General features: G+C 67.4%; 13 protein-coding genes. 8 read left to right on the top strand and 5 right to left on the bottom strand.

All coding sequences use genetic code 11. The features are described from left to right. Positions 1–2: 2 nt before the first annotated feature. Positions 3–395, bottom strand: a complete 393-nt coding sequence (gene speD, locus AACH00_RS12945) for an adenosylmethionine decarboxylase (RefSeq protein ID WP_341399563.1) — start codon at positions 393–395, stop codon at positions 3–5. A gap of 274 nt (positions 396–669) precedes the next feature. Here speD and tkt point away from each other — a divergent pair, with 274 nt between their 5' ends. The 5 genes from tkt to AACH00_RS12920 all read left to right on the top strand — a co-directional run bounded on the left by tkt (position 670) and on the right by AACH00_RS12920 (position 9,710). Next, a complete protein-coding gene (tkt, locus tag AACH00_RS12940; RefSeq protein ID WP_341399562.1) occupies positions 670–2,718 on the top strand; it encodes a transketolase in 2,049 nt (682 codons plus the stop codon). Positions 2,719–2,744: 26 nt separating this feature from the next. Beyond that, positions 2,745–3,866, top strand: coding sequence for an energy transducer TonB (locus tag AACH00_RS12935; RefSeq protein ID WP_341399561.1), 1,122 nt, complete (start codon positions 2,745–2,747; stop codon positions 3,864–3,866). A 31-nt stretch (positions 3,867–3,897) separates the two neighbouring features. After that, entirely contained in the window at positions 3,898–4,899 is a 1,002-nt protein-coding gene (gene gap, locus AACH00_RS12930; RefSeq protein WP_341399560.1) for a type I glyceraldehyde-3-phosphate dehydrogenase, read from the top strand. 175 nt (positions 4,900–5,074) lie between these two features. After that, on the top strand, positions 5,075–7,597 hold the full coding sequence (locus tag AACH00_RS12925) for a S8 family peptidase (protein WP_341399559.1): 2,523 nt from the start codon (positions 5,075–5,077) through the stop codon (positions 7,595–7,597). A gap of 133 nt (positions 7,598–7,730) precedes the next feature. After that, complete coding sequence (locus tag AACH00_RS12920) at positions 7,731–9,710, top strand: S8 family serine peptidase (RefSeq protein ID WP_341399558.1); 1,980 nt, start codon at positions 7,731–7,733, stop codon at positions 9,708–9,710. Between the two features lie 4 nt (positions 9,711–9,714). Here AACH00_RS12920 and AACH00_RS12915 read toward each other — a convergent pair whose 3' ends face one another. Genes AACH00_RS12915 through AACH00_RS12905 form a run of 3 tightly spaced genes read right to left on the bottom strand, consistent with a single transcriptional unit; the run spans position 9,715 to position 11,979 of the window. Next, positions 9,715–10,587, bottom strand: coding sequence for a hypothetical protein (locus tag AACH00_RS12915; RefSeq protein ID WP_341399557.1), 873 nt, complete (start codon positions 10,585–10,587; stop codon positions 9,715–9,717). Positions 10,588–10,592: 5 nt separating this feature from the next. Beyond that, positions 10,593–11,450, bottom strand: coding sequence for a biotin--[acetyl-CoA-carboxylase] ligase (locus AACH00_RS12910; RefSeq protein WP_341399556.1), 858 nt, complete (start codon positions 11,448–11,450; stop codon positions 10,593–10,595). A 7-nt stretch (positions 11,451–11,457) separates the two neighbouring features. After that, the gene (locus AACH00_RS12905) at positions 11,458–11,979 is read right to left on the bottom strand and encodes an SET domain-containing protein (RefSeq protein WP_341399555.1); all 522 of its coding nucleotides are present in this window, start codon (positions 11,977–11,979) and stop codon (positions 11,458–11,460) included. 108 nt (positions 11,980–12,087) lie between these two features. Here AACH00_RS12905 and AACH00_RS12900 point away from each other — a divergent pair, with 108 nt between their 5' ends. After that, a complete protein-coding gene (locus AACH00_RS12900; RefSeq protein ID WP_341399554.1) occupies positions 12,088–14,712 on the top strand; it encodes a DNA topoisomerase III in 2,625 nt (874 codons plus the stop codon). A gap of 62 nt (positions 14,713–14,774) precedes the next feature. On the opposite strand, the gene AACH00_RS12895 is transcribed toward AACH00_RS12900, so the two are convergent. After that, complete coding sequence (locus tag AACH00_RS12895; protein WP_341399553.1) at positions 14,775–16,733, bottom strand: PhoX family protein; 1,959 nt, start codon at positions 16,731–16,733, stop codon at positions 14,775–14,777. 185 nt (positions 16,734–16,918) lie between these two features. Between AACH00_RS12895 and AACH00_RS12890 the strand changes: the two genes are divergently transcribed. Together AACH00_RS12890 and AACH00_RS12885 are read left to right on the top strand one after the other, a co-directional pair. After that, entirely contained in the window at positions 16,919–17,902 is a 984-nt protein-coding gene (locus AACH00_RS12890; protein ID WP_341399552.1) for an AEC family transporter, read from the top strand. A 120-nt stretch (positions 17,903–18,022) separates the two neighbouring features. Further along, positions 18,023–20,014, top strand: a complete 1,992-nt coding sequence (locus AACH00_RS12885) for a hypothetical protein (protein WP_341399551.1) — start codon at positions 18,023–18,025, stop codon at positions 20,012–20,014. The last annotated feature ends 22 nt before the right edge of the window (positions 20,015–20,036 follow it).

Here is a 20,036-nt window from a genome sequence, read left to right as displayed (position 1 = left end):
GTTTAGGTGGCCGGGCGCAGGCTGCCGCGTTGCAGCCGGCCGCGTGTCACCTGTGTTGGCGTAAAGGCGGCTTCGAGCGCAGCCAGCACGGCTTCAGCGCGGTCGCTGTTGTCACGCCCGAGGTTGCACACGTACACGTCGAGCGTGACCCCGCCCAGCTCCGGCCAGGTGTGCACCGCCAGGTGTGATTCGGCCAGCAGCACCACGCCGGTGATGCCGGCCGGCCCGGCCTCACCCGGTGCGGGCGCGAAGCGGTGAAACAGCTCGGCCACGCCGCTCAATCCCCCTTGCGCCACGGCTGCCACGCAGCAGCTGCGCAGGGCTTCCGGGTCGGTCATCAGGGGCAGTGAAGGGTCGACGCCGAGCAGGTCGGCCGTCAGGTGCAATCCGTGCATGTGAGGGCGGGTGGCCGAGAGGTAAAAGAAGAACGAAAAGAATAGGAAAGAGAAGAGCAGAAAGGCAAGAACGGACTGGATGCTAACCCGCTTGAAATGGCGCCGGACGGAGCCTCGAATCGTGTTCAAAGACACGCTCTTCAGGGCCTGAAAATTCGCGTGAAGCTGCTGTCAGGCAGGCCCGGCTAAAATCGAGGGTTCTCCCTTCCCGATCCCAACCCCGACGGCGCCACACCCGCGCCGCCGGCCGCCACGATCCGACTCGGAACCACCTATGTCCACAGCCAACCTCCGCCCCGAACACCCCCAGATGGCCAACGCGATCCGCGCGCTGGCGATGGACGCCGTCCAGCAGGCCAACTCCGGTCACCCCGGCGCGCCCATGGGCATGGCCGAAATGGCGCAGGCACTGTGGAACCGTCACCTGAAGCACAACCCGCAAGCCCCGAAGTGGTTTGACCGCGACCGCTTCGTGCTGTCGAACGGCCACGGCTCGATGCTGATCTACGCGCTGCTGAACCTGACCGGTTACGCGCTGCCGATCTCCGAGCTGAAGAACTTCCGCAAGCTGCACAGCCTGACCCCGGGCCACCCGGAAGTCGACGTGACGCCGGGCATCGAAACCACCACCGGCCCGCTGGGTCAGGGCATCACCAACGCCGTGGGCATGGCCCTGGCTGAAAAGCTGCTGGCGTCCGAGTTCAACAAGGACGGCCACACCGTGGTCGACCACCGCACCTACGTGTTCATGGGTGACGGCTGCCTGATGGAAGGCATCAGCCACGAGGCCGTGGCCCTGGCTGGCGCCTGGAAGCTGAACAAGCTGGTGGCCCTGTACGACGACAACGGCATCTCGATCGACGGCCAGGTCGCCCCTTGGTTCATCGACAACACCGCCCAGCGTTTCACCGCCTGCGGCTGGAACGTCATCGGCCCGGTCGACGGCCACGACGTGGACGCGATTGATGCCGCGCTGGCCAAGGCCAAGCAGAGCACCGACAAGCCGAGCCTGGTGATCTGCAAGACCAGCATCGGCAAGGGCTCGCCGAACCGCGCCAACACCGCCAAGGCCCACGGCGAGCCGCTGGGTGGCGAAGAAATCAAGCTGACCCGCGAAGCCCTGGGCTGGACCGACGAGCCCTTCGTCATCCCCGCCGACGTGCGCACCGCCTGGGACGCAACCGAAGCCGGTGCTGCCGCCAACGCCGAGTGGGATGTTCGCTTCGAAGCCTACGCCGCCGCTTTCCCGGAAGCTGCTGCCCAGTTCGTGCGCCGCATGTCGGGCGAGCTGCCGGAGAACTTCGCCGAGATCGCCGTGCAAGCCGTGGCCGGCGCCCACGACAAGGCTGAAACCGTGGCCAGCCGCAAGGCCAGCCAGCTCGCGCTGGAAGTGTTCACCGCCGCGCTGCCGGAGCTGCTGGGCGGCTCGGCCGACCTGACCGGCTCGAACCTGACCAACACCAAGTCCACCCCGAACCTGCGCTTTGATGCCGCCGGCGCCGTGGTGAAGAACGAAGCTGGCCAGGGTGGCCGCCACATCAACTACGGTGTGCGCGAATTCGGCATGGCCGCCATCATGAACGGCGTGGCCCTGCACGGTGGCTACATCCCCTACGGTGGCACCTTCCTGACCTTCAGCGACTACAGCCGCAACGCCATCCGCATGGCCGCGCTGATGAAGCAGCGCGTCGTGCATGTGTTCACCCACGACTCCATCGGTCTGGGTGAAGACGGCCCGACCCACCAGTCGGTGGAACACGCTGCCAGCCTGCGCCTGATCCCCAACCTGGACGTCTGGCGTCCGGCCGACACCACCGAAACCGCGGTGGCCTGGACCATGGCCCTGGCCAACCGCAACCGCCCGAGCGCGCTGCTGTTGTCGCGCCAGAACCTGCCGTACCTGCCGAAGGAAGACGCGGACGTCATCACCAAGGGCGGCTATGTGCTGTCCGAGCCGGTGGACGTGGGCATGAAGAAGGCTGCCCAGGCCGTCATCATCGCCACGGGCTCTGAAGTGCAGCTGGCCCTGCGTGCGCAGGAAGAACTGGCCAAGGCCAAGATCGCCGTGCGCGTGGTGTCGATGCCGTCGACCACCGTGTTCGACCGCCAGGACATGGCCTACAAGCTCGAAGTGCTGCCGGCCAAGCTGCCGCGCATCGCCATCGAGGCGGGTGTGACCGAAGGCTGGTGGAAGTACGGCTGTGCCGCCGTCATCGGCCTGGACCGCTACGGCGAGTCGGCCCCGGCTGGTGACCTGTTCAAGCTGTTCGGCTTCACGGTCGACAACCTCGCGCTGACGGTGCGCAAGGTGCTGGGCCGCTGATCTTGTTCTCGCGCCGTTCTCCTTCCATGACGCACAATTTCAGTTTTGACGTGCACATGGGCGGGGAGCGGCCATCGATGAACGGGATCCGGACACAAGGCAAGGCGCAGTTGGCAGCATGGCTGTCAGCTGCGCTTTTGTCTTTGCGGGCGCTGTGCTTGCTGGCTCTCTTGATGATGGGCGCGGCCGGTGCGGCCCAGGCGCAGGAGGCTTCGAACATCGAGGTCGTGCCCGAGCCGGAGCTGCTGTGCATGACGCCGGGTGCGCGGGAGCGCAGTGATGTTCCGTATCCGGAAGAGCTGCTGCGCATGCGGGAATCCGGTGACATTCGTGTGGCGTTGACCTTCAACGCCGCTGATGCTCCGCCAAAGGTGAAGCTGCAGGTGGGGCCAGCTGAAAACGCCCCCACGGAAGCGTTTGTCAAGGCCGTCGAGAAGCACGTGGCGAAGTTCCGGGTGCCTTGCCTGAAGTCTGGCGACAAGCCCTTTGTCACGACCTTCCGCTTTCTCTTCACGCCTGACCTCGGGCAATCTCCGGTTCAGCGCGCAGCGTTGTTCGGCCCCTCCGAGTCTTGCCTGGTAAGAGGTCAGACCAAGGTTTCCTACCCCTCTGGCGCGCAGAAGCGGGGACTGCAAGGCGTGGTCTACGCCACGTTCAAGTTCACTGCCCCCGACCAACCGCCGGAAGAGGTCCGCATCCTGAATGAAGACAGCGTCAGGCCGTTTGTTCAAACCGTGCGGAATGCGTTGTCAGAGTTCCGCATGCCGTGCCTTGAGCCCGGTGAGGTCAATACGAGAAAGCTTGTCTACCGTTTCAGGCTCGAAGATGGCTCCCGTGCTCGCTTGAATGACATGGACCTGGTCAGCTTCCTTGGCATGGTCAAGAACCTCGACAAGCAGACCTACAAGGTGGACTTTGCAGAAGTGGGATGCCCGTTCGACGTCACCTTCGAGTTCAATCAGCCGTACATGTCAAACAAGGTCGTGGTGCACAAGCGGTCGCCAGGCAAGTTTCTGGACGAGAGCGCCGTGTTTGCCTTCATGGACTGGGTGGGCAAGCTTGAATTGAACATTCTCGACAGCCAGCGCGCACAGATCCTTGGGCAGGAAAGCATCATCCACGTCCCCTGCATCAAGCTCGACATTTGAATTCCCTGTTGTTTTTTTACTGGAGACTCCCATGACCATCAAGATCGGTATCAACGGATTCGGCCGCATCGGCCGCATGGTGTTCCGCGCTGCGGTGCAGAACTTCGCCAACGACGTTGAAATCGTCGGCATCAACGACCTGCTGGAGCCGGACTACCTGGCGTACATGCTGAAGTACGACAGCGTGCACGGCCGCTTCAAGGGCGACGTGGCCATCGACGGCAACACCCTGGTGGTCAACGGCAAGAAGATCCGCCTGACCGCGGTGAAGAACCCGGCCGAGCTGAAGTGGGACGAAGTTGGCGCCGACGTCGTGATCGAGTCGACCGGCCTGTTCCTGACCAAGGAAACCGCCGAAGCCCACCTGAAGGCCGGCGCCAAGAAGGTCATCCTGTCGGCGCCGTCGAAGGACGACACCCCGATGTTCGTCTTCGGCGTGAACCACGGCACCTACGCCGGCCAGGCCATCATCTCGAACGCTTCGTGCACCACCAACTGCCTGGCCCCCGTGGCCAAGGTGCTGAACGACACGTTCGGCATCAAGCGCGGTCTGATGACCACCGTGCACGCTGCCACCGCAACGCAGAAGACCGTGGACGGCCCGTCGAACAAGGACTGGCGCGGTGGCCGCGGCATCCTGGAAAACATCATTCCTTCGAGCACGGGCGCTGCCAAGGCCGTGGGCGTGGTCATTCCTGAGCTGAACAAGAAGCTCACCGGCATGGCTTTCCGCGTGCCGACCTCGGACGTGTCGGTCGTTGACCTGACCGTCGAGCTGAACAAGGAAGCCTCCTACGCCGACATCTGCGCCGCCATGAAGGCTGCGTCTGAAGGCGCCATGAAGGGCGTGCTGGGCTACACCGAAGACAAGGTGGTCGCCACCGACTTCCGCGGTGAGGTCTGCACCTCGGTGTTCGACGCCGAAGCCGGTCTGGCGCTGGACAGCACCTTCGTGAAGGTGGTGGCCTGGTACGACAACGAATGGGGCTATTCGAACAAGTGCCTGGAAATGGCCCGCGTCATCGCCAAGTGATCTCGCGCTGATGGCTCCCGGATGGCCTCAGGCTGTCCGCGAGTTGTCTCAAGAAAAGGCCCTGAGGGGCCTTTTTTCATGACTGAATGGTGTGCATGTGTGAACCGCACATGAAACGGAAACATCGCCGGGGCTAGACTCGCAAACAAGTTTTCGAGTTGCTTGAGGTATTGCCATGTTCCGTGTCCGCCCCCTGGTTCCTCTGCTCACCGCTGCGGCGCTGGCCGTCGCTTCGATGACGCTGGCTGCGGCGGAAACGAACCCCGTGCGCCGTACGCCTGCCGCCTCCGTGGCCGCTGCCGAAGGGCGCGTCATCGTCAAGTACCGCACCAACGCCAGCGTGCTGGGTAGCAGCAACAGCAGCAATTCGGCACGTGCGCTGGGCACGGCGGTCGATACCGGCCCGCAACTCGCGCAGGCCATGGGCAACCGACTCGGCCTGACGCTGAGCGACGGCCGCGCCATTGCCGCCCGCACGCAGGTCGTCAAGTCGGCCGTGCTCGACAGCCGCAGCCTGGCCGCCAAGCTGGCCGCAGACAGCGATGTGGAATGGGCGGTGGTCGACCAGCGCCGCTTCGCCACCACCGCACCGAATGACCCGCTCTACGCCGGCAGCCAGACCAGCACCACACCGGTGGTGGGCCAGTGGTACCTGCGCGCCCCCAGCGGCGAAGTGAAGAGTTCGCTCGACATTGAAACCGCCTGGAACGTGACCCAGGGCAGCACCAGCGTGGTGGTGGCGGTGCTCGACACTGGCGTGCGCAAGGACCACCCGGATCTGACGTCCAAGCTGCTGGATGGCTATGACTTTGTCAGCGATTCGGACACCGCCAACGACGGTGGCGGCCGTGATGCCGATGCGTCCGACCCTGGTGACTGGATCACCACGTCTGAGAACACGGCAGGCGTCTTCAAGGATTGCGGCGTCAGCAACAGCTCCTGGCACGGCACCGCGGTGTCGTCGCTCGTGGGTGCGGCCACCAACAACGGCGTCGGCATGGCGGGCGTCGCGCCCAACGTCAAGATCTTGCCGGTACGGGTGCTGGGCAAGTGCGGCGGCTACGACTCCGACATCATTGCCGGCATGCGCTGGTCGGCCGGCTTCAGCGTGGCCGGTGTGCCCACCAATGCCAATCCGGCGCGGGTGCTCAACCTGAGCCTGGGCTCGTCGGGCGCGTGCAGTGCTGCCTACCAGGATGCCGTGACCGCCGTGACGGCCGCCGGCGTGGTGGTGGTTGCAGCGTCGGGCAATGAAGGCCTGGCAGTGGGCGTGCCTGCCAACTGCAGCGGCGTGATTTCGGTGGCGGGCGTGCGCCACACCGGCACCAAGGTGGGTTTTTCCAACCTCGGCCCTGAAAACAGCATTGCCGCACCCGCTGGCAACTGCGTGAACGCCACAGGCGCCTGCCTGTACCCGCTGATCGCGGCCACCAACACCGGCACCACGGTGCCGTCCACCAACAGCTACTTCACCAGCTTCGCCTACGAGTTGGGCACCAGCTTCGCCTCGCCACTGGTGGCGGGCACGGCTGCGTTGATGATCTCGGCCAACAGCAGCCTGACGCCGTCTGACGTGAAGGCGCTGATGCGCTCCACCGCGCGCGCCTTCCCGACCACCGGGGCTGATGCCGGCGTGGGCACCTGCCAGGCGCCGAGCGCCACGGCCCAGGACAGCGAGTGCTACTGCACCACCAGCACCTGCGGCGCCGGCCTGCTGAACGCAGGTGCCGCCGTGGTGGCTGCGGCCCCGCAGACGCCGACCGTGGCCATGGTCCTGTCGGCCACCGTGGTCAGCCAGGGCAGCAGCGTGACGATCGATGCCTCCGGCTCGTCGGCGGTCAGCGGCTCCACCATCAGCAGTTATGCCTGGAGCATCACCAACGGCAGCTCGGCGGCGCAGTTCACCACCGGCACCACCGGCAGCAGCGTGAGCCTGCTGGGCACGGGCGTCGGCAGTGTCACCGTCAGCCTGACGGTGACCGACAGCCAGGGCCGCACCTCCACCGACACCCGCTCGTTCAGCGTCACCGCCCCGTCGCCGACGGCGGCCTTCACCGTGTCGAATGCCACGCCGGCCATCGGCAGCACCGTGGCGCTGGACGCCAGCACCTCCACGGCCGGCAGCGGCCAGACCCTGAGCACCTACCAATGGCTGGTCACCACCGGCACCAACCTGGCCAGCTTTCAGGGCGCCACCAACGCCGCCCAGGCCAGCCTGAAGTTCACGAACTCGGGCACGGTGGTGGTGCAACTGGTGGTCACCAACAGCGCCGGCGTGACGAGCTCGACCTCGAAGACCTTGACCGTCAGCGCGGCACCGGTCGCCAGCTTTTCGCTGAGTGATACCGCACCGCAAGTCGGTGACAGCATCGGCCTGGACGCCTCTGCTTCGAGGGCCGACACCGGCCTCACGGTGCAGGGCTATGAGTGGACGCTGACGGCGGGCAACACGCTGGCCAACTTCGTCGGCAGCTCGACCAACCCCACCGCCACCCTGCAGTTCACCGGCACCGGCACCGTCACGCTGCAGCTGACCGTGACCGACAGCGCCGGCGTGGCCACCAGCGTCAGCCGCACCCTCACGGTCACGGCAGCCTCGTCGTCGTCCGGCGGCGGTGGGGGCGGTGCCATGGCCCCGTGGTGGGCCGCCGGCCTGGCCTTGCTGGGCCTGGCGCTTGGCCGCCCGCGCCGCCGCTGAGCGGGCATTCGCCTGACGGCCCCGCGGGCACATCCGCGCGGGCCTTGGGTTTGGGCAACACCGGCCGATAAGGAACAGAGGCCTTCACCCGCAGGGGTGGGGGCCGCCTGTCCGCTCAGCCTCCGGATTGCCCATGTTGTTACCCCGAATCACCCGAAGTGCGGCGGCCGTCGTCGCCCTGGCGCTGGCCTGGCCTGCCTTGGCCACCGCGCCTTGGCGCGATGCCGCTGCGTCGTCCGCCACGTCACTGACACCCGGTCTGGCGACGGCCGAGGTGCCTGTTGCGCCCGTGCGGGGCTTCATCGTGCAGATGCGCGATGCGGTGCCGCATGCGCCGGCTGGCGCCGGTCGGGCCTCGGCGTTGCTGGCGAGCACGACCAACCAGGTTGAAGCTGCCAGCACCGTGGCCGCCCGCCAGCGGGTGCAGCGCCAGTGGCGGCGTCTGCTGGCCACCTCGGCCACGCCGCCTGGCTTGTCTGCGCTGCGCTTGCGTGCAGTGGGGGCGTCCCAGCATGAATTGCGTTCTGAGCGTGCGCTCACATCTTCGGAGGTCAAAGCCTGGCAGGCCTGGCTGAGCGAGCAGCCCGAAGTGGCCTGGGTGGTGCCCGACCAGCGCGAGATGCGCCTGCAGGACCAGGTGCTGCTGCCCGACGACCCGCTGTTTGCCGGCGTGTCGCAGCAGTGGTGGCTGCAACCCGTGAGCGGCGGCAATGCTGATGTGCTGGCGGCGCGCCTGCGCGGCGTGCCGGGTTTCCAGACCGCCTGGAGCACCAGCACCGGCAGTGCGGCCACGGTGGTGGCCGTGCTCGATTCCGGCGTGACCAGCCACCCTGATCTCGACCCGCAGCGCCTCTTGCCCGGCTTCGACATGGTGAGCGACTGGGACAGCGCGCTGGGCCGCGGTTATGCCAACGACGGCGATGGCCGTGACGCCGACCCGAGCGACCCCGGCGACTGGGTCAGCGCGGTCGATCAAACCCAGGATGCTGGCCGCTACGCGAGTTGTGGTCTGCAGGACAGCAGCTGGCACGGCAGCATCGTCACCGGCCTGCTTGCGGCCCGCACCGGCAATGCGCTGGGCGTGGCCGGCATGGACGCCGCCGCGCGCATCCTGCCGGTGCGGGTGGCCGGCAAATGTGGCGCCTCGGTGGCCGACATCGTCGACGGCATGCGCTGGGCCGCAGGGCTGGCGGTGTGCCAGCGCTGGTCAAGCACCGATGCCAGCGGCAGCTGCGCCGAATGGGCACCGCTCAACCCGACGCCGGCCCGCGTGGTGAACATCAGCTTTGGCGGAGCGCTGGCCTGCAACGCGGCCTACCAGACCGCCATTGACGAGCTGTGGGCGCTGGGCGTGGTGGTGGTGGCTGCGGCCGGCAACCAGCATGCCGCCCCGACCCGACCCGCCAATTGCGAGAAGGTGATCGGCGTGGCGGCGCTGAACCGCGACGGCTTCAAGGCCAACTATTCGAACTTCGGTGCCAGCCTGCGCATCGCGACGGCGGGCGGCGACGACACCGGCGGCCTGTGGGGTGGCCTGCTGGCCGATGGCGGCCTGTTCACGCTTGGCAATACCGGCGTGCAAGGCCCCGGCCTGGGCAGTTACGAGCGCCACAGCGGCACCAGCTTTGCCGCACCGCTGGTGAGCGGCACGGTGGCCTTGATGCTGGCCGTGAACCCCGGTCTGACGCCGGCGCAGATCAGCGCGGGCCTGACGGCCTCAGCGCGCCCGCATGTGCAGTCGAGCTGGATGGCGGCGTGCAGCAGCGCCAACCCGGGCCGCTGCCTGTGCACCACCAGCACCTGCGGCGCCGGCATTCTCGATGCCCCGCAAGCCCTGCAATGGGCCCAGGCGGCGGCACAAGGCCGTGGTTATGCGCCCCCGGACTGGGTGGCGGGCTGGATCGACACGCCGGAATTGCGTGCGGCGGTGGCACTCGGCCAGGACCGCGAAGCAGCCGCAGGCACCGGCGGCACCGATGGCACGACCACCTCAGGCGGCAGCAACAGTGGCGGCAACAGCGGCGGAGGCGGCATGGATGCCTTGGCGGCCTTGCTGCTGCTGGCCCTGGCCTGGGCGCTGGGCGCCCTGCCGCGTGGCGTTCAGAAGCCCTGAGGCCTCAGTCGGCGCAGGCCTGCCAGCGTGAGTTGCTGCGCAGGGCCAGCAGGCGCGGGCCTGCGGCACCGGGCTGGTCAATGCGCAGCCGGTGTTCCACCTGGCCGGGCGCCAGCGCCACCACGCGGGCGGTGCGCACACCGCGCTGCTGCAACTGGCCCAGCCGCACCTGGGCTTCGGCATTCGAGCCGAACTGGCCCAGCGACAGACCCGGGGTGAATTCGGCCACGCCGCTGAACTCGGAGAACGGCAGACGCATGCGACGCAGCTCGTCCGCCTTGCGTTCCAGCTGATCGCGGTCGGCGAAGCGGCCCATGTAGAGCATCCAGCGGCCCGGCTTCTCGCGGCGAATGTCCAGCCAGTCACCGGTGCGCAGGCCGGCTTGCAGCAATTCCCGCTGGGCGGTGGCCACGTCGGCTTCGCTCAGGGTGGTGGTTTGCAGGCAGGCAGTTGCCGGATTGTTGGCGGCTGCGAAGGCGGGCAGGGAGGCGGCGGACGCTGGGGAGGCAGCCGAAGCCGTGGCTGATGAGCTTGCGGCACTCGCGGCCGACGCTGAAGACGCCGGCGCACCGGACGCCACCCCGCTGGCCGCAACAGCCGCCACACCGCTGGCAGCCGCGCTTGAGGCCGCAGCCCCCGCCGCCGAATTGCCCGACCCCGTCGCCGTGTTGCCGCCATTGGCGCGGCCCGCAGCAACCGCCGGCAGACCTTCGGATGACACCACCCGCAGCGCGTCGGCGTTGATCTGGCGTTGCAGCCGATAAGGCTCGCTGTCGCCCACGGCGGGCATGCCCAGCGCGTCGCGCACGGCGGGCTGGTGGCCTGCCCAGAACAGCAGGTTGGCCAGCAACAGCAGCAGGATGACCAGGCGCAGCATCGTTGTCAGTGGCCCGGCGCTGGTGGCAGCTCGGTGGCATGCGCACGCACGCTCACCTCGCCGCTGACGATGCGGTGCATCCGCTCGCCCTGCTGCACGCGCAGCGCGCCATCGGTGTCCACGCCGCGGGCAATGCCGGCGGGGCACTGCGCGTCGGTGGTGGCCACGGGCAAGCCGCTCAGCAAATCAAGCGGTGCGTAAGCGGGCAGGAACGGGGCAAAGCCTTGCTGGTCGAAGCGCTGCAGGGCCTGGAGCAGGGCGGGCATCACGCGGGCCAGGGTGGCGGGTGGCGTGGCCTCGGGCCAGATTTCGGTGAGCGCACCGGTGGGGCGGTCGGGCACGGTTTGGTGGCGCACATTCAGGCCGAAGCCGATGACCGCGATGCGCCGATGGCCCACGTTCACCGCCTCGATCAGCACGCCGCCGGCCTTGCGGCCCAGTGGTTGGCTGGCATCGCGCAGGCACAAATCATTCGGCCACTTCAGGCCGAGGTGCTGGCCAGTCGCATCAAGTGCATTTGCCAGCGCCACACCCACGGCGAGCGACAGCCCCGACCAATCGGCGCGGTCAATCGGAAGGCACAACGAGGCGGTGAGGGCGCTGTCGGGGTCGGCCAGCCACGGGCGGCCCAGGCGGCCGCGGCCGCTGGTCTGGCGGCGCGCCACCAGCAGCACGGGCAGCACGGCGTCGTCAGGCACCTGGCCGCCGGCATGCACCACCGCCAGGCGGCGCAGGCGGTCAGTCAGTTCGACATTGGTCGAGCCGATCTCGTCGACCAGCTCCACGCTCAGGCCCGGCCACACCGGCTGCAGCGCAGACCACAAGGCCTCGATGCCCCAGTCGCCCGGCGTGAGCACGCTCATCGGTCGGTCAGCCCCGGCCCGGACGCTTGGGCGACAGCATCGTGCGGCGGCAGTCAGGCGCGCCGCAGTGGCAGGCGTAACGCGCCTTCAGCTTCGGCGTGTAGCGCTCGTCGATGGTAAGCCCGTAGTCGTAGAACAACTCTTCGCCCGGGGCGATGGGTTGCAGCGCCTTGATGAAGACGCGGCCGTCGTCACGCTCTTCAGCTTCGCAGTTCGGGTTGCAGGCATGGTTGATCCAGCGCGAGGCGTTGCCGCCGTACAGCGCGTCGATCACCTGGCCGCCCTCGATCTGGAAATAGAAGGTGTGGTGCGGATCCATCGGGTTGTGCGGATGGCGGCGCAGCGCTTCGTCCCAGTCGATCAGCTGGCCGGTGTACTCGATGAGCACCTCGCCAGGTTCGAGGGCTTGCACGGCGAAAACACCCTTGCCATGCACGCCGCTGCGGCGAACCTGGATGCGACGGCCCTTGGCCGTGGCTGATGGGGCCGCAGGGGTAGCGCGAGAAGGGGCTTGCTTGGCAGGCTTCATTGGGTACATTGAAAGCATGGGCGCGTGCGCGTGTACACGTGAGCGCGCGAGACGGCCGATTGTAGGCACGGGTTTGCAAGGACCCGTCTGGAACACGAACACATACACATGAGCAAGTCACTGATCATTGCGGAAAAGCCCAGCGTGGCGCAGGACATCGTGCGCGCGCTGACGCCCGTGTCCGGCAAGTTCGAAAAAGCCGCAGACCACTTCGAGAATGACCAGTACGTCGTCACCTCGGCGGTTGGTCACCTGGTGGAAATCAAGGCGCCCGAGGAATACGACGTCAAGCGCGGCAAGTGGAGCTTCGCCAACCTGCCGGTGGTGCCGCCCCACTTCGACCTCGCCCCGATCGACAAGGCCAAGGCCCGGCTGAGCGCCGTGGTGAAGCTGGTCAAGCGCAAGGACGTCACCAGCCTCATCAACGCCTGTGACGCGGGCCGCGAGGGTGAACTGATCTTCCGCCTCATCGTGCAGTACGCCGGCACGGCCAAGGCGCAGGTGAACAAGCCGGTGCAGCGCCTGTGGCTGCAGAGCATGACGCCGCAGGCCATCCGCGACGGCTTCGACAAGCTGCGCAGCGACGAGCAGATGCTGGGCCTGGCCGATGCCGCCCGCAGCCGCTCGGAGGCCGACTGGCTGGTGGGCATCAACGGCACGCGGGCCATGACGGCCTTCAATTCACGCGATGGCGGCTTCTTCCTGACCACCGTGGGCCGGGTGCAGACGCCGACGCTGTCCATCGTGGTCGAGCGCGAGGAAAAGATCCGCAAGCACGTGGCCCGTGATTACTGGGAAGTCAAAGCCGGCTTCGAGGCTGCCGCTGGCAGCTACGAAGGCAAGTGGTTCGATCCGAACTACAAGAAGGACAAGGCCATCGGCCCTGACGCCGGCAACCCGGTGCCCGAGGCCGACCGCCGCGCCGACCGCATCTGGACCGAAGCGCAGGCCAACGCCATCAGCGAAGCGGTGCTGGGCAAGACCGGCACCGTCACGGAAGAGGCCAAGCCGAGCAACCAGAGCAGCCCGCTGCTCTATGACCTGACCACCCTGCAGCGCGAGGCCAACAGCCGCTTCGGCTTCTCGGCCAAGACAACGCTGTCGATCGCCCAGGCGCTGTACGAAAAGCACAAGGTGCTGACCTACCCGCGTACCGATTCACGCGCGCTGCCGGAAGACTATCTGGGCACGGTCAAGCAGACCTTCGAGATGATCGCCAGCGAAGACCTGCCCGGTCCGCTGCGCGAGCTGGCCATGCATGCCCGCAAGGGCCTCAACGCAGGCTATGTGAAGCCCACCAAGCGCGTTTTCGACAACGCCAAGGTGTCGGATCACTTCGCCATCATTCCGACGCTGCAGGCCCCGAAGAGCCTGACCGAGATCGAAGCCAAGCTGTACGACATGGTCGTCAAGCGCTTCATCGCGGTGTTCTATCCGCCGGCCGAGTTCATGGTCACCACCCGCATCACCAAGATCGGTGCGCCGGGTGCCGAGCACCATTTCCAGACCAACGGCAAGGTGCTGGTCAACCCGGGCTGGCTGGCCGTCTACGGCAAGGAAGCGCAGGACGAAGACGCCAACCTGGTGGCTGTGCTGCCGGGTGAGCAGGTGCCCAACGAGCATGTGAGCGTGAACGCCAGCAAGACGCGCCCGCCCGCCCGCTTCACCGAAGCCACCCTGCTGAGCGCCATGGAAGGCGCCGGCAAGATGATCGACGACGACGAACTGCGCGAAGCCATGGCCGAAAAGGGCCTGGGCACGCCAGCCACCCGCGCGCAGACGATTGAAGGTCTGATCCTGGAAAAGTACATGCTGCGCGAAGGCCGCGAACTGGTGCCCACGGCCAAGGCCTTCCAGCTGATGACGCTGCTGCGCGGCCTGGGCGTGGAAGACCTGTTCCGCCCTGACCTGACCGGCCAGTGGGAGCACCAGCTCTCCGAGATGGAGCAGGGCAAGCTGCAGCGCGATGTCTTCATGCAAGGCATCGCCGAGATGGCCGAGCGCATCGTCAAGAAGGCCAAGGAGTACGACCGCGACACCATCCCGGGCGATTACGCCACACTGAAGACCGCCTGCCCGAACTGCGAGGGGGTGGTGAAGGAAAACTACCGCCGCTTCACCTGCACGGGCAAGGACGGCGCGTCAGAAGGCTGCGGCTTCTCGATCACCAAGATCCCGGCGGGCCGCAGCTTCGAGCTGCCCGAGGTGGAGCAATTCCTGGCGAACAAGCAGATCGGCCCGCTGGAAGGTTTCCGCTCCAAGGCGGGCTGGCCCTTCACGGCCGAGATGAAGCTGGTGTTCGACGACGAGATCCGCAACTGGAAGCTCGAATTCGACTTTGGTGACGACGCCAAGCAGGCCGAGGAGGGCGAGCCCGTCGACTTCACCGGCCAGACCAGCCTGGGCGCCTGCCCGAAGTGCGCGGGCCATGTGTTCGAGCACGGCAGCAACTACGTCTGCGAACGCTCGGTGGCGGTGCCCGCGACCTGCGACTTCAAGACCGGCAAGATCATCCTGCAGCAGCCGGTGCCGCATGAGCAGGTGCAGAAGCTGCTGACGGTTGGCAAGACCGACCTGCTGGAGAACTTCGTCTCGAACAAGACCAAGCGCAAGTTCAAGGCCTTCCTGGCCTGGGACAAGAAGGAAGGCAAGGTCGGCTTCGAGTTCGAACCACGTGCCGCCAAGGCGCCAGCTGCCCGCAAGACCACCAAGAAGGCGGCTGCGGCCGAATAAGCGGCTTCTGCCTCACGAAAAAACGGGCCCCGAGGGGCCCGTTTTTGTTGGCGCTGTCAGGCTCAGGCGTTGAGCTTGATCTGCGTGCCGGTGGTGGTGAGGTAGCCCACGGCCGAGGCGAAACGGTCGGCGTAGTTGGCGCGCACCAGCGGGTCCAGCGTCGGCTTGACGATGTTGTGCATCGGCGTTTCCCAGTCACCCACGTGCTGGAAGTTGCTCAGAACGTAGGTGAAGCCGTTGATGTCATCGGCCACGAACAGGCCCGTGCACTCGGCGCCGGCCGGGGCCGACAGCACGCGGCTCAGCGTCTTGGTGTCGACGTTGTAGGCCCACACGAAGTTGTTGACGTGCGTGTTGCTGTCTTCGCCGATGAACAGCGTGCGCAGCTTCGGCGAGAACTTCAGGTTGTCCGGCGTGGCGATCTTGTCCGCGTTGGCATAGTTGCCCAGGGCGTCCTGTGCAGCCTTGATCGGGTACGGCGTGGTGGCCGTGGCACCCAGGTCTTCGCTGATCAGGGCCGGCACGGCAGCCATGTCGACCGGCACCCATTCGCTGGTGATGGCGGCGCCGGCGGTGTCCTTCTGGCCACCCTTCAGGTTCTGTGCGTACACGGCGCCCGAGTACGGGCCCTGCACCTTCACGTCGCCCGAGCCGTTGAGCATCGAGGCTTCGATGCGCGACATGGCGATGTAGGCGACCTTGTCCTTGGCGTTCACGGTGGTGCCTTCCCACTTGGTGAAGCCCAGCGAGCCACCCATCAGGGCCGCATAGCGGTGGGTTTCCAGGAAGGCGGCGGCCTTCTCCATGCCCGGCTTGACCTTGATCCAGTTGAACTTGCCGCTGTACGGGATCTTCGTGTAGGTGGTGTCGACCGGGTCGACCGTCTTCACGTCCATGATGTCGGCGGCCTTGATGCCACCGTCCACCAGGGCCTTGATCTCGGCGCTCGTGGCGCTGCCGAGCTTGATCCAGGTCAGCGTGGCGGCGCCCGGGCCGGTGCCCGAGGTCTGCGTCCACTTGGCCACGTACAGCGTGCCGGCGGAGAGGTCCTTCTCCTTGTCGGCGATGAACATGAAGGCGCCGCCGTTGGTCCAGTCGTCGCCCATCAGCACGGTGCGGTTGTCAGGCATCACGCAGACCAGCTCCTTCGAGATGCGGCCGGTGCCGTAGTGCTTCTTGATGGTGCCGGTGCCGTCCGGGTTGACGGTGACTTCAGGCAGGTGGCCGTAGTGGTACGGGCTGGCCTTGGTGGCATCGCCGAAGGTGTTCAGGCTGTAGCCCTGCAGCTGGGCGTTCACCGCCAGCGTGGCATCGGGTTCGTACTCTTCGCTCGACAGGTGGGTGTTCCACGGCGACAGGCTGGAGCCGCAGGTGATCCACAGGCCGTTCACGCCGGACGTGTCGACGTTGCTGTACTTGACCAGGCTGAGCTTGCCGGTGGACTTGTCCTGGTCCAGCGTCAGCACGGCGATGGGCGAGGGCAGCAGGCCGTACATCGACGACTGCGCCAGGTTGCGGGTGGTGTATTCGAACTGCACCACGGCGAACACGGTGTTGCCCTTGACGCCGGCCACGGTCGGGTTGGCGACGGTCAGCAGCGAGGTGCCGTCCGGGCTGTCCGAGAAGAACTGGCGCGAGGTGCCGGCCACCGAGGTGTCCAGGATCGGCTCGTTCTTGATGTTGTAGTAGCCGCCGGCCACCACGGTGCCGCCCTTGCCGTCCGGCACCAGATCGCCGGTCTTGAAGAACGAGGCGTAGCCCAGGCTGTATTCCTGCTTGCTGCCGTCGCTGAAGTTGGCAACCAGGCCGCCCGTGACGGTGGTGGTGGCCATGGCAGCGGCGTTGGCCAGCGTGGGCGCAGCCATCGTGGTGAAGCTGGCAGCCGTCAGCGTCGGGTCGTCGCTGCCGCCGCAGGCGGTCAGCAGGCCTGCACTGGCCAGCGACGAGGCCAGCGGCAGCATGGGCGCGCCGGCCAGGAAACGCAGCATGTGGCGGCGGGTGGGTTGGTGATCGTGGCTCATCGAAGTATCCGTTCCTGACAGGTTGATTGGCGGCCCTTGAAGGGCTCAAGCGGCGCGATTCTGTGAAGCCACCGTGTCAGGACCGTGACAAAGCCGTACAAGGGATGTTGGGTGTGTGGACACCACGCACAGGCGAGCAGATCAGGCCAAGGCATCATGCAAAACCTGCCTGTTGAAGCCGCACCATGACCCTGCCCATCCTCTACAAACTGCTCGCATTGGTGGCCATCGTGGTGCTGGGCTGGGTGGTCGGCCGGCTGCGCTGGCTGGGTGATGAATCCGCCGATCCGGCCCGTGTGCTGTCGAACGCGGCCTTCTATTTGTTTGCGCCGGCGTTGTTCTTTCGCGCCACGGCGCGGGTTGATCTGGCCCATTTGCCCTGGGGCATGTTGAGTGCGTTTTTCCTGCCGGTGGTGGGCGTGATGCTGGGTGTGTATGGCTGGCAGAAGTGGCGAGCCGGGCAACCTGGCCACGCCGGGGCGCCGGTGGCCGCGCCGGCGGTGCGTGCCATCACGGCCAGCTTCGGCAACTCGGTGCAGATCGGCATTCCGCTGGCCGCCGGCATCCTCGGCGAAGCCGGCCTGGGCCTGCACCTGACGCTGGTCAGCGTGCATGCGCTGGTGCTGTTGCTGGTCGTCACCACCTTGGTCGAGATGGACCTGGCGCGCGCCCATGCCGATGGTGCGGCTGGCCTGGGGCAGGTGCTGCTGGGCACGGCGCGCAATGCGCTCATTCACCCGGTGGTGCTGCCCGTGCTGGTGGGCCTGGCCTGGAACCTCACCGGCCTTGGGTTGGCCGAGCCGGTGGCTGAGGTGCTGCAGGTGCTGGGCTCGGCGGTGGTGCCGCTGTGCCTGACGCTGATCGGCATGTCGCTGGCCTACCTGGGCCTGCCCAAGTCACTGGCCGGCGCGCTGACCATCTCGGGCATCAAGTTGCTGCTGCAACCGGCGCTGGTGCTGGCCGTGGCCTGGGGGGTGTTCTGCCTGCGCGGGCTGACCTTGTCGGTGCTGGTCTTGATGGCCAGCCTGCCGGCCGGCAGCAACGCGCTGATGTTCGCGCAGCGCTACCGCGCGCTGGAGGGTGAGACCGCGGCGGTCAACGTGCTGTCGACCCTGGCCTTCGTGGCGGTGGCGCCGTTCTGGCTGTGGGTGCTGTCGCTTCTGCATTGAATATCGGGCGCTGTTTGATGCAGATTAGGCGCCAATTGACCGGGCTTTGTTAGCATTTGTGACTTCTAGGGAGGCCGTGCACCCACCGCAAGCGTCGGGGCCGGAGCAGTAGGAGTCACCATGTCACAGAGCATGCCGGCGTCGGTTTCGCCGACCGACGAGCCGTTGTTCGATGTTTTTGCGACCCGCCGCAGCGGCGTGTCGGTGGACCAGGTTCGCCAGATGGCGCTGGACCAGGGCCAGATGCCCGCCACCAAGATCGACCGCCTGACGCAGGCGCTGGCCACCCAGCCGCGTGTGCAGCTGGGCAAGGAAGTGCCGCGTTCACGCGCCCACAAGGCCCGCACCGACCTCGAAGCCATCGGCTTGCGGGTGGAAGTGGTGCCGGTGCTGAGCCTGAAGCCCTTGGGCGAAGACGTGGTCGATCCGACCACCGAATGCCCCGCCTGCGGAGCCCGCGCCGACATGGGGCCGGAGCGCCAATGCCCGGCCTGCGGCGTGTACGTCGACAAGGTGAATGCCGACCTGCAGTTGCGCAAGAAGCTGCTGGAAGAAGAGCGCGGCCGGCTGGAGCAGACCGTGGCCCGCGAGCAGGCCGACGCCAAGAAATTCAACCGCGAGGCGATGGAGCAGGCGATGCGCCGGCAGATCCGCGCCGAGCTGGAGCGCCAGTACGGCCGCGAGCAGGGCCGCCTGGCGCGCTTTGCCCAGCAGCCCGCGATGGTGGGCGTGGTGGTGGTGTCGCTGGCGGTGCTGAGTTTTGGCCTGGGCTTTGGTGCCACCCGCCTGGTCGGGCCGAGCGCCGGTGCGCTGGTGGCCAAGCCGCGCAACATCAAGGTGCAGGATCTGGACGCGCTGCTGGCCCAAATGAACGTGGCGCCACCCGCGGCGGGTGACGCCGAGGCCGGCGGCGGCGACATGGCCGAAGCCGCCGTGATGATGGCCAGCCAGCAGGCCGAGGCCTCGCTGGTGCGCGGCCTGGGGCAGGCTTCACCGGCGACGCGCAGCGCGGCGCTGGCCAAGGCCCTGGTGGACATGGAGCCGGGCCTGCCGCCCGCCGTGGTGCCCGCTGGCGACGACGTGACAGCCGGGCTGGGCGCCGCCGACAAGGCCCAGCTGGTGGGCACTTTCGCCTTGGGGCTGGCCGAGATGGGCCAGGCCCGCCGCGGCCAGGAAGTGCTGGACACGCTCAAAAGCTGGCGTGCGCGCAGCAGCGACACCGCGGTGCTGGCCCGACTGCTGGCGACCGAATTGCAGATCGAAGCCTGGGCCATCCAGGAAGCGCCGGCGATTGAAACCCGCCGACGCACCGAGTTGCTGCGCACCCGCCTGGCCGGTGTGACGGATGCGCTGACGCGCGCTGAGGCCGGCTCGGCCGTGGCCGCGGTGCTGGCTCGCCAGCCCGATCTACCCGACACCCTCGCACAGGGCTTCCTGCAACTGGCGTCTGACAGCGCCAAGGCCATCGAGAACGACGAGCAACGCAGCCGCGCCGTGACCGTGTGGATGCAGGCCCTTGGTGACACCCTGGCTGCGCAGGCTGAGCGCCATGCCGCCGCCGGCCACCGTGCCACGGCCGACGGCCTGGCCGCGCAATTGGTGCAGCTGCAGCAGCAAACCCTGCCCGGGCCCACCTCGGTGCACCTGCTGGGCCTTTGGCACCACACGGCGCGCACGCTGGGCCAGCGTCAGGCGGGTGAGCAGGCCCTGGCCGATGCGCTGGCGCAGGTGGGCCAGATGACCTCACTCGACGACCGTGCAGCGGCGCTGCAAGACCTGGCGCGCATCACTGATTCGGTGGCTCAGCCCGCGCTGGCGCAAGCCGCCGAGCAGGTGACCGACGCAGCCCGCCACGCCAATCGCCCCGAGCTGCAGGCGCGCGCGCTGGCGGCCTTGTCGCTGCTGGCTTCGCGCCATGGCCAGCCCGAAGTGGCCAGCCGCTGGCAGCGCCAGGCGCTGCAGGTGCCGGGCCTGGCGCCCCAGCGCGCGCAGCAGTTGCGGGCGGAGTTGCTGGTGAGCGGCGAGCTGGCCCGTGCCGGCGCGCAGCGCCACGACGGCCTGTATGCCCAGGCGGATGACCGCCTGCAGAAGCTGGCCGGCGTGTTGTTGTGAGGCTGCGGCGGCCCGCCGCAAG

The organism is Ideonella margarita (genome assembly GCF_038066635.1).
Taxonomy (GTDB): domain Bacteria; phylum Pseudomonadota; class Gammaproteobacteria; order Burkholderiales; family Burkholderiaceae_C; genus Ideonella; species Ideonella margarita.
This window is presented reverse-complemented; position numbering and strand designations above follow the sequence as displayed.

Coding starts and splice junctions, on each gene's coding strand:
- gap (WP_341399560.1), top strand. CDS start 3,898: ATGACCATCAAGATCGGTATCAACGGATTCGGCCGCATCGGCCGCATG.
- AACH00_RS12910 (WP_341399556.1), bottom strand. CDS start 11,450: ATGAGCGTGCTCACGCCGGGCGACTGGGGCATCGAGGCCTTGTGGTCT.
- AACH00_RS12920 (WP_341399558.1), top strand. CDS start 7,731: ATGTTGTTACCCCGAATCACCCGAAGTGCGGCGGCCGTCGTCGCCCTG.
- AACH00_RS12890 (WP_341399552.1), top strand. CDS start 16,919: ATGACCCTGCCCATCCTCTACAAACTGCTCGCATTGGTGGCCATCGTG.
- AACH00_RS12905 (WP_341399555.1), bottom strand. CDS start 11,979: ATGAAGCCTGCCAAGCAAGCCCCTTCTCGCGCTACCCCTGCGGCCCCA.
- AACH00_RS12935 (WP_341399561.1), top strand. CDS start 2,745: ATGACGCACAATTTCAGTTTTGACGTGCACATGGGCGGGGAGCGGCCA.
- AACH00_RS12925 (WP_341399559.1), top strand. CDS start 5,075: ATGTTCCGTGTCCGCCCCCTGGTTCCTCTGCTCACCGCTGCGGCGCTG.
- AACH00_RS12885 (WP_341399551.1), top strand. CDS start 18,023: ATGTCACAGAGCATGCCGGCGTCGGTTTCGCCGACCGACGAGCCGTTG.
- speD (WP_341399563.1), bottom strand. CDS start 395: ATGCACGGATTGCACCTGACGGCCGACCTGCTCGGCGTCGACCCTTCA.
- tkt (WP_341399562.1), top strand. CDS start 670: ATGTCCACAGCCAACCTCCGCCCCGAACACCCCCAGATGGCCAACGCG.
- AACH00_RS12915 (WP_341399557.1), bottom strand. CDS start 10,587: ATGCTGCGCCTGGTCATCCTGCTGCTGTTGCTGGCCAACCTGCTGTTC.
- AACH00_RS12895 (WP_341399553.1), bottom strand. CDS start 16,733: ATGAGCCACGATCACCAACCCACCCGCCGCCACATGCTGCGTTTCCTG.
- AACH00_RS12900 (WP_341399554.1), top strand. CDS start 12,088: ATGAGCAAGTCACTGATCATTGCGGAAAAGCCCAGCGTGGCGCAGGAC.